Annotated in this window: 11 protein-coding genes; 8 read left to right on the forward strand and 3 right to left on the reverse strand. The window is 32.7% G+C overall.

The window, feature by feature from the left end:
• Window positions 1–103 precede the first annotated feature (103 nt).
• Window positions 104–1,042, reverse strand: a complete 939-nt coding sequence (locus J5E45_RS08585; RefSeq protein ID WP_039067273.1) for a magnesium transporter CorA family protein — start codon at window positions 1,040–1,042, stop codon at window positions 104–106.
• A gap of 29 nt (window positions 1,043–1,071) precedes the next feature.
• Window positions 1,072–1,677, reverse strand: a complete 606-nt coding sequence (locus J5E45_RS08590; RefSeq protein ID WP_039067272.1) for a TetR/AcrR family transcriptional regulator C-terminal domain-containing protein — start codon at window positions 1,675–1,677, stop codon at window positions 1,072–1,074.
• A gap of 156 nt (window positions 1,678–1,833) precedes the next feature.
• Here J5E45_RS08590 and J5E45_RS08595 point away from each other — a divergent pair, with 156 nt between their 5' ends.
• From J5E45_RS08595 to J5E45_RS08620, 6 genes are all read left to right on the forward strand, one after another.
• Complete coding sequence (locus J5E45_RS08595) at window positions 1,834–3,123, forward strand: YhgE/Pip domain-containing protein (protein ID WP_101049820.1); 1,290 nt, start codon at window positions 1,834–1,836, stop codon at window positions 3,121–3,123.
• A gap of 410 nt (window positions 3,124–3,533) precedes the next feature.
• Window positions 3,534–5,198 (forward strand): Na/Pi cotransporter family protein, encoded by a 1,665-nt coding sequence (locus J5E45_RS08600; RefSeq protein WP_107548732.1) that lies wholly within the window; start codon window positions 3,534–3,536, stop codon window positions 5,196–5,198.
• Window positions 5,199–5,585: 387 nt separating this feature from the next.
• On the forward strand, window positions 5,586–6,365 hold the full coding sequence (locus J5E45_RS08605; RefSeq protein WP_039067269.1) for a glucose 1-dehydrogenase: 780 nt from the start codon (window positions 5,586–5,588) through the stop codon (window positions 6,363–6,365).
• 343 nt (window positions 6,366–6,708) lie between these two features.
• Complete coding sequence (locus J5E45_RS08610; RefSeq protein ID WP_069792346.1) at window positions 6,709–7,725, forward strand: MsnO8 family LLM class oxidoreductase; 1,017 nt, start codon at window positions 6,709–6,711, stop codon at window positions 7,723–7,725.
• Complete coding sequence (locus tag J5E45_RS08615) at window positions 7,722–9,050, forward strand: LLM class flavin-dependent oxidoreductase (RefSeq protein ID WP_208182032.1); 1,329 nt, start codon at window positions 7,722–7,724, stop codon at window positions 9,048–9,050. The genes J5E45_RS08610 and J5E45_RS08615 overlap by 4 nt, the downstream gene beginning before the upstream one ends.
• Before the next feature lie 81 nt (window positions 9,051–9,131).
• Window positions 9,132–10,604 (forward strand): Na+/H+ antiporter NhaC family protein, encoded by a 1,473-nt coding sequence (locus J5E45_RS08620; protein WP_208182034.1) that lies wholly within the window; start codon window positions 9,132–9,134, stop codon window positions 10,602–10,604.
• Between the two features lie 99 nt (window positions 10,605–10,703).
• Here J5E45_RS08620 and J5E45_RS08625 read toward each other — a convergent pair whose 3' ends face one another.
• Window positions 10,704–11,468 (reverse strand): DeoR/GlpR family DNA-binding transcription regulator, encoded by a 765-nt coding sequence (locus tag J5E45_RS08625; protein WP_039069636.1) that lies wholly within the window; start codon window positions 11,466–11,468, stop codon window positions 10,704–10,706.
• A gap of 176 nt (window positions 11,469–11,644) precedes the next feature.
• On the opposite strand from J5E45_RS08625, the gene J5E45_RS08630 reads away from it, so the two are divergent.
• The gene (locus J5E45_RS08630; RefSeq protein WP_069792349.1) at window positions 11,645–12,727 is read left to right on the forward strand and encodes an MDR/zinc-dependent alcohol dehydrogenase-like family protein; all 1,083 of its coding nucleotides are present in this window, start codon (window positions 11,645–11,647) and stop codon (window positions 12,725–12,727) included.
• A gap of 49 nt (window positions 12,728–12,776) precedes the next feature.
• The gene (locus J5E45_RS08635; RefSeq protein WP_039069634.1) at window positions 12,777–13,775 is read left to right on the forward strand and encodes a dihydroxyacetone kinase subunit DhaK; all 999 of its coding nucleotides are present in this window, start codon (window positions 12,777–12,779) and stop codon (window positions 13,773–13,775) included.
• The last annotated feature ends 4 nt before the right edge of the window (window positions 13,776–13,779 follow it).

The following is a 13,779-nucleotide window of genomic DNA, read 5'->3' on the forward strand; positions in this document are numbered from 1 at the left end:
GTATGAAGGCGGATTAGTCTCAGACTGTCGACAAATTTTCCAACTTTGTTGACAGTTTTTTGTGCACGCTTTCCGCGGGCACTGCATTAGTCTATAAATTAATTCAAAATTTTTGTTTACGCCATAAAAATGCACCTACAATAGTTACGATAATGAGAGATATGCCGATTACAATGAGCCATGAAACATAACTATGGTCATCGATAGGTAAGGGCACATTCATACCAAAAAAACTAAATACTAATGTTGGCAATGTTAAAAATACAGTAAAAAGTGTTAATGTTTTCATCGTATTATTCATTTCATTTGATAGTAATGACGCATATGAAGTAGTGATACTTTCTAGGATATCTGTATAAAGTCTCGTCGTTTCTAAGGCTTGATTGTTTTCGATTACCAAGTCTTCTAAAATATCTTCATCTTCATCAAATCGTTTCATAGCTGGTAAACGAAATAATTTTTTTACGATGCTTTCATTACCCTTAAGTGCAGCTAAAAAATAAACTAAACTTTTTTCTACTTCCATTAAATTATAAAGTTGTTTATTTGTGACATTATTCTTTAAGTCACGTTCAATTCGAATACGTGTTTTATTTAGCAATCTTAAATTTCTATTGTAATGATTTGTAATTGTTAACAATATATTTAATGCAAAACGACTATGGAAACGTAAATTTATATTCTGACGCGCAAAGTTTTCTAAGAATTCATTTTCAACATTACAGATCGTAATGATTTTTTTATTTCCAATAATAATGCCTAAAGGAATAGTAATAAATGATAATACCTTTGAATTAGTGTCATTTATAATGGGTAAGTCTAATATGATTAATGAATAATGCGAATCTTCGTCGTATTCAACGCGCGCACTTTCTTCACTATCTAGTGGATCACGTATAAAATCTTCAGGAATACCATATAAATCTATTAGTGTTTCGATTTCCTCCCAGTTGGGATCAACAACATTAACCCACGAAGCTGTTTGATTCAGTTCAGATTCAATTATTTTATCTGTTGGAGAATGTTTATATGCAGTTATCATGATAAAATGAAATCCTTTCTTTAGAAATATTATTGATATTGTTCGTTCGCCATTAGGCGTAACGGACCATTAAATATAATTTTGAATAAGTAATCAACAACCACGTCGGGATCCATTCTATTTTTATCTTGTACCCAATGTTTGATAAAAGAAATCGTAGCACCAGATACATAACTATGAAAATAATCTAATGGAATGCCTGAAATTTTTGTCTTGTTATTAATGTTTTTAGCCATATTAACATATATAAGCTCAGAAATTTTATCTTCAAGATGGCTTTTTCTATCTAATTTAAAAATAAGTAAGTAAAAATCTATATCTTTTTGAATGTGTAATATAATATTTTTAAGAATTTTTTCCGAAAAAATTTTGGCGAAATCTTCTAAATTTGAGCCTTGTAAAACTAACTTAAAAGTACCTATTTCTTCAGCTAAATCATCAATAAATTCATCTTCGAGATCTGAAAGTAAAATATATTTATCTTCATAATGTAAGTAAAAAGTACCTCGATTAATATCAGCTAGGGTTGTAATATCTTGTATTGTTATCCGCTCTAGTTCTTTTTCTGCTAATAATTTTATAAAAGCTTGCTTAATTGCGTTTTTAGTTTTTCTGACACGACGATCTTCTACCATTTTTTCAACTCCTTAAACTTTAATAGACAAAACATGATTGTTTGTTGATAAACAAACAATACTAAGTGTATTGCGTATTGCTAATTGCATTATGCTCATTATAATAAACAAAGTAGTTATTAATCAACATAGTGTTCGATAAGGAGGTAAATAAAAATGAATATATTTAAAAGTAAATTACTTTGGATAGCTCCAATTGCAATTTTAGTAATATTGGTTATATTTTCAATTGCGTTTTATCCAGCGTATAATCCAAAACCAAAGGAATTACCAATTGCGATTGTGAATCAAGATAAAGGAACTTCTATTCAAAATAACGATATTAATATAGGAAAAAAATTAGAAGATAATTTATTAAATAGTGATTCTAATACTGTAAAATGGGTTGAAGTTGATAATGAAAAAGAAGCACGAAAAGGGATAGATGAACAAAAATATTTTGGTGCAGCTATTTTCGAAAAAGATTTTTCAAAACATGCAATGAGTAAAACTCAAAAAGTAATAATGGATAGTAAAAAGCAAGAAATGCAAGATAAAGTAAAATCAGGTGAAATACAACCAGAACAGGCTAAACAAATGCAAAGTCAAATGGCTAAATCTGGGGCTTCTCAAGATGTTACAGTCAAACGTGCAGAATTTAAAACGTTAATTAATAATGGCGCGAATATGCAAGCATCACAAATTTCTACAAATGTATTAAAGGGTATTGGTGATAATTTAAATAAACAAATAACACAACAGAGTTTAGATACTTTAGAAAAACAAGGTGTTAAAGTTAATGCAAGTGATATTAAAGGGCTAACAAATCCAGTAGAAGTAGCTGATCAAAAGATTCATAAAGTTAAAGATCATCAAGGTAACGGTAATGCATCTTTCTTAATGTTTATGCCGGTGTGGATTAGTTCAATCGTTGCCTCTATATTGTTATTCTTTGCGTTTAGAACTTCTAATAATATTAAAGTAACACATCGCTTAATTGCTTCGTTAGGACAAATAGCAATAGGTGTAATTACTGCATTTGTAGGTGGCTTTGGATATGTTTACTTTATGTCGGCTGCGCAGGGATTTGATTTTCCAGATATTAATAAAATAGGTATGTATGTTTCAATTGCGCTATTAGGCTTTATAGGACTTATATTAGGTGTAATGACTTGGCTAGGCATGAAGTCTATTCCAATATTCTTTATAGCCATGTTCTTTAGTATGCAACTTGTGATGTTCCCTAAACAAATGCTACCGAAATTTTATCAAGACTATATTGTAAGTTGGAATCCATTTACTCACTATGGTGAATATTTGAGAGAATTACTTTATATGAATCAACCATTAGAAATGAATGGTACTATGTGGATGTTTGTAGGTTTTATTATTTTTGGCATTGTCTCTTCATTAAGTGCTGCAATAATTAGAAAGCATAGTGGTAAACGTACAGAAGTTCCTTCATAAGTTTATAAAATATAAAAACACTTTCGTTGAATTCATATTAAAATGAATTTATTCGGAAGTGTTTTTTTATTAAAAAGTAACGTATTCAAGTAGAAATGAAAGATAAAGCATTGCTTTTTTATGTTAAAAACATATAAAGTATTTATTATAAAATGTCAACTAACTCGATAGTTATTTAATATAAAGTTAAGTTCATAAAATGTACAAAATTTATTTGTGTATAATTGAATGTTTGTTGTTTTTATTAAAAGCTGTCATTGTAGTGTTTATATATGTATTGAAGACATAATGAAATATGATTACATAATTGTTTAGCACTTTTCCTGTAATTTTAATAAAGAATTAACATTTGCTTAACAAAAATAAGTTATAATTCACATAGTTTACAAATAATTTAAAGAGGTGTGACAATGGATTCATCCGTAATGGAGATAATTTTCACTTTTATCGGTGGTTTAGGTATATTCTTGTATGGTATCAAACAGATGGGCGATGGCCTACAAGCCACTGCTGGAGATCGACTAAGAAGTATATTAAATAAATTTACTAGTAACCCAATCATGGGTGTTCTTGCAGGTATGATTGTTACTATTTTAATTCAAAGTAGTTCAGGGACTACAGTTATTACAATTGGTCTCGTAAGTGCAGGATTTATGACAATGCGACAAGCAATTGGAGTTGTTATGGGAGCGAATATAGGTACCACGGTTACTGCATTTATTATAGGTATTGATATCGGTGCTTATTCACTACCCATCCTAGCAATTGGTGCTTTTTTAATATTCTTTATCCAGAAAAGAAAAGTAAAAAATATCGGTATGATTTTATTTGGATTTGGTTCACTATTTTATGGTTTGGAGTTAATGAGCGGGGCAGTAAAACCACTTGCTAATTTAGATGGATTTAAGCAAATTATGTTAGATATGTCATCAAACCCAATATATGGTGTTATAGCAGGTACATTCTTAACTGTCATCATCCAAAGCTCAAGTGCAACGATTGGTATATTACAAGGGTTCTTTGCCAATGATTTAATTAGTTTACATGGCGCATTACCAGTATTATTAGGCGACAATATCGGTACAACGATTACTGCTGTTTTAGCAAGTTTAGCGGGTTCTCTCGCATCAAAACGTGTTGCGGCAGTTCATGTTATGTTTAACGTAATTGGCGCAGCAATATTCTTACTTATCTTACCGTTATATCAAATAGTTATTGAATGGATGCAAGGAGCGATGCATTTAAAACCAGAAATGGTTATTGCATTTGCGCACGGTACATTTAACATAACTAATACTTTAATTCAATTACCGTTTATTTTTGTACTAGCTTGGATTGTTACGAAAATTATCCCAGGTGAAGATATTAATGAAAAATACAAGCCAAGACATCTTGATAAAAATTTAATTAATAGAGCGCCTAATATTGCTCTACAAGAAGCTCAAGATGAAATCCAAAACATTGGTAGAATGACTTTATCTATGTTACAAAAAGTCAATCATTACGATGAAAAAACTGAAAAAGATATTATTCAGAAACACGCAGCAATTGACAATATGTATGATAATGTCAGACAGTATCTTACTAAAATATCTGAGAAGAAGTTGTCACAAGATGATGCAGAAAGAATGTCTGTGTTATTCGATGTTAATCGCACGATGTTAAAAGTGGCTGGCTTATCAGAAGCCTATTTATTAGATCTGAAGAAAAAAGAAACAGACCCTATCAAAATATCTGATAAAGCTGAACAAAGTATCGAAAAGCTTTACAACCATGTTAACATGTCATTTGAAAAAACAGTTGAAATGTTTAATGTTTATGACAGAGTTAAACGTGATGAAATTGTTAAAATTAGTAATGACTCATACAAACTTGAACATGATTTAAGGAAAAAACATATCAAGCGTTTAAGCTCAGGTGAGTGTTCACCAGAAGGTGGATTACTATATTTAGATATGATTGCAATATTAGAACGTATCGGTTACCATTCTAGAAATATTTCAGAATCAATGGTTGATATTGATGAAATAGAATTAGAAGAACATGCCGAGAATCCAATAGGTTGGTCTTACTAAATAATATGTAATTGTAAAGAATTAGCATTTAATTATTCATTAAATGACTATTATAGGCGAGACAGAGATCAAATTTCAAATTTTGATTTCTGTCTCGTCTTTTTTATAACTTATTAAAAAGGGTATTACTTTTAGATAAGTTATAGATTTATTAAGCTATTAAGCTATGAAGCGTTGTGCAGCTTAAATAATTTTGGTATTAATATTTAAAACAGATGTAAAAATTATAGCGTAGTATCTTATAAATGGATTTTTATAAGTTAACATGTAAAGCTCGTATGTTGAATTAAAGACAGAGAATAAAATTAGTAAGCGTTTCCACTATCTTTGGATATTAATTTATTTTACAATTACAAATAACAGAAGAATTAAATGGAGGTTACATATATGAGTGTTTTAGACAAATTTAAATTGGATGGCCAAGTCGCAATCGTGACAGGAGGTGCTTCAGGCTTAGGTAAAGCAATGGGAAAAGGTTTAGCTGAAGCAGGCGCCAACTTAGTTATTGCTGATATTAATTTAGATTTAGCAAAAGAAACAGCAAATGAATTCGAAACTGAAACAGGAAATCAAGCTTTGGCATGTAAAGTAGATGTGACAAACGTGTCAGATGTTGAACAAATGGTTTCAGATGTAATGGATAAGTTTGGACGTATAGACATCCTATTCAACAATGCTGGTATCAATGAACATGTTAAATTTGAAGATATGCCATATGATCGCTGGGTTAAAAATATGGACGTCAATATCAATAGCATGGTATTAGTTTCACAAGCTGTAGGTAAAGTGATGATTGAACAACAAAGGGGTTCTATTGTGAACACTTCTTCAATGTCAGGTATTATCGTAAACACACCACAACCTCAAGCAGCATATAATACTTCTAAAGGTGCAGTAATTATGTTTACTAAAAGTTTGGCTAATGAATGGGCAGAACATGGTATACGTGTAAATACGATTGCTCCAGGTTATATGGAAACGGAATTAACTAGAGATTACTTCGCCCAAGGTGGAGAAATGATTGACACATGGATGAATTTTACACCATTAGGTAGACCAGGCGTGCCTGAAGAATTACAAGGAGCAGCACTATATTTAGCTTCTGATGCTTCATCATTTGTTACAGGTAGCGTAGTCACAATTGATGGTGGATACACAGCATTATAAGTAGCTTGTTTTTAATTTCAAAATAGAGCGATAGTCATGAAATTGCAACGAAAATAGCTAATTATATTGCGTCGTCTTTTTATAGTAATAAACGATGAAATAAAACATTATATACAAAGAACGTCGATGTGTATAGACAATTCCTATAAATACCCGAAATAGAAGTTGGAGTTAAATAACGCCCAACTTCTATTTTTATGAATATTTTTAAATTTCACACGTTAAATAATTCTGTCTGTATCTAATCCTTATTAAAACGATAAGAATACTTGACAAAATTATGTAAGAAGCATAATATTACTAGTAATCTAATATTCAGAAAATTGATTTGGGGGGATTGTATATGACATCTATGAGTATTCTAGATCAAAGTCCAATTGATATTAATGAAACGGTAAATGAGGGTATACAGCGAACTGTTGAATTAGCACAACTAGCAGATAAATTAAAATATACAAGATATTTTGTTGCAGAGCATCATAATATTCCAGAAGTTGCGGGCACAAGCCCAGAAATATTAGTGACACATCTACTGAACAAGACTAACCAAATACGTGTAGGTTCAGGAGGAGTTATGTTACAGCACTATAGCCCTTTTAAAGTAATAGAACAATTCCATCTTATTAGTCACCTTGCACCAGGTAGAGTAGATTTAGGAATTGGTAAAGCGCCTGGTGGATTTCCATTAGCAACACAAGCTTTACAATCAGAATTCAAATCATCGAAAGTAACATTTAATGATAAATTCCAATTGTTAAACCGTTTCAATAAGCGCAGTTTTAAAGAAGACGAGCCATATAAGCAATTACAAACGTCTATACGAGATAATGAAATTCATACCCCTGAGCTCTTTTTATTAGGTGGTAGTGATAATTCGGCACAGTTTGCAGCGAATGAAAATGTCGGTTTTGTATATGCATTTTTTATAAATTCTAATGTTGATACGTTACGAAGCGCAGTGAAATCTTATAAACAACAATACCCAGAAGGACGGTTCATTGTTGCTATAGCAGCAGTAGTAACAGAAAACGAAAATGATAAAGCATTAGTTAAAGCTGGCCGTACAAACTACGCTTTGCATTTTAAGGATGGTAGGAAGATTACTGTAAATACTAAGGAGCAATTAGAAGATTTTATTAATCAGAGTACAGAACACTTTGAGGTTGAAGAAAAGCAAATAGAAGTTTTGGAAGGATCAGCTGCTGAAGTTAAACAACAACTAGTTCAGTTAAATAATGAAGGACTCATTGACGAGTTTATGTTGCATATGCCAGTACAAAATCACAAATTAAGATTAAAAACGGTTGAGCAACTTGCGCCATTATACACAATTGCGAATCAGAAAGAAGGGGTATTATGAGTCAGAAAAAAATAGATTTTGGGATTATGTTAAATGGTCCAGGTAGCCATATGCATGCTTGGAAGTCTAATGAGGTGCCAAGCGATGCAAGTACTAATTTTGATTATCAACTAGATATTGCTAAGAGAGCAGAGCAAGCGGGTTTTAGTTTTGTTTTTGTAGCTGATGGACTATATATTCATGAAAAATCTATCCCCCATTTCTTAGATAGGCATGAACCTTTAACACTGCTAGCTGCACTTGCACCTATTACTAAAAAAATTGGTTTAGTCGGTACAATTTCCACTTCATATAGTGAACCTTTTACTGTTGCTAGACAGTTAGCTACAATTGATAATATCAGCCACGGTCGCGCAGGGTGGAACGTAGTTACATCACCTCTTGAAGGTAGTGCGGATAATTATAGTAAAGGCGATCACCCAGAGCATGATACGAGATATGATATTGCTGAAGAACATATCCAGGTAGTGCAAGGATTATGGGATTCATATGAAGATGATGCTTTTAAATTTGATGCTGAAAAAGGCGAATATTTAGATAAAAATAAAATGCACACATTAAATTATAAAGGTCAATATTTCCAAGTTAAAGGACCTTTGAATGCAAGTCGTTCTGAGCAAGGTCAACCGGTTATTTTTCAAGCTGGTGCTTCAACTAAAGGACAAGATTATGCTGCTAAATATGCAGATGCTGTTTTCACATTAGGAGAATCAAAAGAAAGTGCACAACGTAATTATGAAAGCATTAAAGCGCAAGCCAAAGCTTATAATCGTAATCCAGATGAGGTAAGAGTTTATCCAATATTAGCGCCAGTCATAGCTAATACAAAAAATGAAGTAGAAGCGCGCTTTGAAAATATTAAAACTTTAGCAAATATTGATGAAGCGTTAGATTATTTAGGCCGTTATTATGATCACCATGATTTTAGCCAATATGACTTAGATGCACCTTTTCCAGATTTAGGAGAAATTGGACAAAATAGTTTTCGAGCTACAGCAGATGCAATCGCTATTCGTGCAAAAAGAAATCAATTAACGTTAAGAGAAGTTGCGCTTGAAGAAACAGTCAGACGCTCTCCGTTTATGGGAACATACGAAGAAGTAGCAGATTTGATTATTGAATGGGTAGAAGACGGCGCAGCAGATGGTTTTATTTTTGGTCCACATATATATGGTGCGGTTTATGATGAATTTTTAGAAAATGTATTACCTATTTTAGAAGAAAAAGGATATTATGATAAATCGTTTCATGGTGAAACGTTAAGAGATCATCTTGGCCTCCCTTTCAAAGAAAATAGATATACACAATCTCAAGTTACGAATTAAATTTTTACAAGCGTTGAAATTGATGGACACATCTGAATTATAAAAGTTGTGTCTATTTTTTATTAAAAGGAGTGAACGGTTATGTCAGAATATAATACAACATCTTATCAAAATACCATTAATCAAACAGCAAACCAAAATTCTGTAAAAACAAAAAGAAAATTAGAATTACCACATGTTTTATTAATGATGTTAATAATGATGATGTTTGCTTGCTTTTTGACATATGTTATTCCTGCCGGGGCATTTAATACAGCAAAAGATGGCTCAATGATACAAGGGACGTATCACGCAATCGAACAACATCCTGTGAATCCATTATATGCAATAACTTTGATTTTAAATGGTGGTATTCAGTCTGCCCAAACTGTTACCTTGCTATTGTTTATAGGAGGTTCAATGGGAGGCATTCTGCAGTTGAATTCAGTTACGAAAATGACCAATTTCATGATTTATCGATTTGAACATGCAGGTGCATTACCATTAATCATAGGTTTATTTTCGCTAATGGCTTTTATCGGTTTCTTTGTTGGCGGTGACCAAATGATTGTGTTTGTAACCCTAGGTGTTATTTTAGTAAAACGTTTAAAATTAGACCCTATTATGGCATTAGCGATTACATTTTTACCTTTGTATATGGCATTTTCAGTTTCACCTTCAGGAATGGCTAAAATAGGACAAATTGTATATCCTGATGTCGCACTTTATTCAGGTTACGGTGGTAGAGCAATTATGTATGTTGTATTTTTAATTGTGACCTTATTATATGTAGTATGGTACGCGAGAAGAGTGATTAAAAACCCGGACAATAGTATGATGACGACAAAATATTGGCAACAGCAAAGCAATCATTCATCAAATGAAGCAATGGAGGTGGAAGATAGAAAGGTAAGTTGGAGAGATATTATTGTCGTTGGTTTAGTTGTTGTGACGCCAATCATTTTGGCGCTAGGAAACGGTTTGCTTAATTGGACTGAACGATATGGTAATGGTGTTTTTATTACAGTATTTGGTCTAAGCTTCGTGTTAGCCTATATTGTTAAAGAAAAACGGCCATCTGAAATGGTAGATGGATTTTTAGAAGGCGCGAAACCAATGCTTGTAGTTGCTTTTGCTATCATTATGGCAAATACCATTAGTGTGATATTAGAAAAAGGACAAATTTTAAGCACTATTGTGCATGGTCTGACGACGCAACTTGAGGGTGCTTCATCAGGCGTTGTTTCAGTATTAGTGTTTTTTGTAGCTACAATATTCAATTTCTTAGTGCCCTCTGGTTCTGGGTTGATGAGTGTGATGGTGCCTATATTACAACCTGTTACAACAGCATTAGGAGTTAATGATCAAATATTACTAACTTCACTTTCTTTTGGTGGTGGATTAGGTAACCTTATTACGCCAACTTTAGGTGCTACAATTGGTGCTATAGCCATCGCTAAAGCTAACTTTGGCTCATGGTTCAAATTTATGGCACCGTTATTTGTCATATGGATAATAGTTGCAGGCGTCTTACTTTATGTATATACAGCGATTGGCTGGAGTGGCGGCGTATAATAATACTCAAAATAAAAGGAACAATGATGTACTTTAACGATCTAAATGTAAATTACTTTTAGATAAAGTCATCATTGTTCCTTTTTGTGTTTCATTTTTTCATGGTGCAACTGTTAATGAAAATGGTACATCTTTTTTCCACTTATTTGATGGTGTTTCATCAGTTATGACTTCTGTAATATCACTGATTTTTGCAAAAGAAAGAGTCGAGGATATATCAAATTTACTTTTATCAATAAGCGCAATGACATTTTCACTTTCTTTTACCATTTGTTTTTTTAATTGAACTTCAGGTAAAGAGAAATCAGTTAACCCATTTTCAAGTGTAAAGCCATTCGCAGATAAAAAGAAATAATCTATGTGATACATTTCTAGTATTTGCGAGTCAATATTACCGGTGATTGCGTTTGAATCCTGTGAAACAAAACCTCCAACCACAAGCACAGTTAAATGTGGATTCTCTTTTAATAATACCGCGTTTTCTAAGCCATTTGTGATGATAGTTAGTTCCATTGTCGTTTCGGTTAATAGTTTAGCTAGTTCATAAGTTGTAGAACTTGCATCAATCATAATACATTGTTGTGGTTGTATTTTTTTTAAAGCATGCTTACTAATTTTATATTTTTCCGAATGTTTTTGAGATAAACGATAAGAAAAATTCAACTTAGACCCAAGATTATTGGTTATCTTTGCACCACCGTGTGTACGGATTAATTTGTTTTCACTTTCAAGGCGTCTTAAATCACTTCTTACAGTTGCTTCTGTAACACTTAAGTAATCAGAGAGCTGTTTTACCGTTGCGCGTTTATGAGATTTTATATAGGTATAAATATGTTCTCTACGCTCATCAGCATATATTTTCATATAAGTCACATCCTTCTTTATATCATAATACATTTTAACATAAATAGTGCACAAGAAAACTAAAACAAAGAAAAATGAAAATAAATGAAAGAATGTTTGAAAGAAACGAAAAAATATATTAGAATAATAATTGTTAATGAAAACGTTTTCTAAAAAGAAAAGGGGAGATTTTAATTATGACTAAGAAAAATTATCCAGAACAAATGAACGCTGTTGTAGCTTACGCACCTGGTGAATATAAATATGAAACAGTCGAAACTCCGAAAATAGAAAATTCAAAAGAAATAATCGTAAAAGTAGAAGCATGTGGCATATGTGCTGGTGATATTAAAGCTTATGATGGTGCGCCGAGCTTTTGGGGTGATGAAACGCAGCCACCATATATTAAAGCACCAATGATTCCGGGTCACGAATTTATAGCTCGTATCGTTGAAAAGGGCGAGGATGTTATAGATTTTGAAATTGGCGACCGTGTAATTTCCGAACAAATCGTACCTTGTTGGGATTGCAGATTCTGTAACCGTGGAGAATATTGGATGTGTGAAAAACATGACTTATATGGCTTCCAAAACAATGTAAATGGTGGTATGGCAGAGTATATGAAATTCACAAAAGAAGCAATCAATTATAAAGTGCCTGAGGATATGCCTATAGAAAAAGCAATTTTAATAGAACCTTACGCTTGTAGTTTGCATGCAGTACAGCGTGCCAATATCAAATTAGGAGATTTTGTTGTACTTTCTGGTGCTGGCACATTAGGTTTAGGTATGGTAGGCGCAGCTAAAAAAGCAGGAGCTGAGACATTAGTCGTTTTAGATATGAAAGATGAGCGTTTAGAACTAGCTAAGAAATTTGGTGCTGATATCGTAATGAATCCGGCTAAGGTTGATGTCGTTAAGGAAATCAAGGCGATGACTGAAGGGTATGGTTGTGATACTTATATTGAAGCTACGGGTCATCCTAAATCTGTTGAACAAGGTTTAAGTGCAATCAGAAAATTAGGTCGTTTTGTAGAATTCTCTGTATTTGCTGATCCTGTAACGGTAGATTGGAGCATCATTTCAGATCGTAAAGAATTAGATTTAATGGGTAGTCATTTAGGACCTTATTGCTATCCACTTGTTATTGATGGTATCCAAAAAGATGACTTTCCAACTGATGGCGTTGTCACACATCAATTGCCTTTAAAAGATTTTGAACAAGGATTTGATTTGATGAAAAAAGGAGACAAATCATTAAAAATTGTTCTTGTACCTTAAATTAAAGTCAATGACTACAGAATTTATTTAATAAAAGGAGCGCATTGAAATGAAAAAAATGGTTAATAATCCAGACCATGTTATTGATGAATTAATGACTGGTTATTTAGCTGCTTATCCTGAATATTTAAGACGTTCAGAACTTCATAAAAGGGCTTTAATAGGTAACAAAAGAAGTGAAAAACGTAAAGTAAGCGTATTGATTGGTGGAGGATCTGGTCATGAACCTGGATTTTTAGGTTATGTAGGGAAAGGTATGGCAGATGGTGTCGCGGTGGGTAATATATTTGCATCTCCTTCACCGATACCAATCCAAGCTGTGACGAAAGAAATCAATCAAGATTACGGTGTGTTATATATTTATGGTAATTACGCTGGTGACTTAATGAATTTTGAGATGGCTAGCGAAATGACAGAAATAGAAGATGATATCCAAACGGCGGCTGTTATCGGCAATGATGATGTTGCTTCATCTAAAGATATTGATGACCGTAGAGGAATCGCTGGCGAACTACTTGTGTATAAAGCAGCCGGTGCGGCGGCAGACTTTGGATATAACTTAGAAGAAGTAAGACGTATTGCGCAATTCGCAAATGATCAAACACGTTCTATGGGGATAGGTTTAAGTCCTTGTTATTTACCTCAAACAGGCAAACCAAGTTTTGATTTAGAAGATAACGAAATGGAAATTGGTTTAGGTCATCACGGTGAACCAGGTATAGAAAAAACAACAATTCGAACAGCTAAAGAAACAGTAAATGTGATTATGCAAAACATTTTAAAAGAAGCGATATATCATGAAGGTGATGAAGTGGTTGTCTTAGTTAATGGTCTGGGTGCTACATCTCAAATGGAACTTTATATAATTAATAAAGAAGTAAGTGAAATTTTAGAAGATAAAAACATTAGCATTTATAAAACATTTGTAGGCAACTTTATTACTTCTATGGAGATGGGCGGTTTCTCAGTGACGCTAATGAAAGTGGATGAGACGCTGAAGGCATGCGTGGATCATCCAGTAGATTGTCCGAACTTCAAGGTAGTTTAGGGAG

This window comes from Staphylococcus shinii, assembly GCF_017583065.1.
GTDB classification, from domain to species: domain Bacteria; phylum Bacillota; class Bacilli; order Staphylococcales; family Staphylococcaceae; genus Staphylococcus; species Staphylococcus shinii.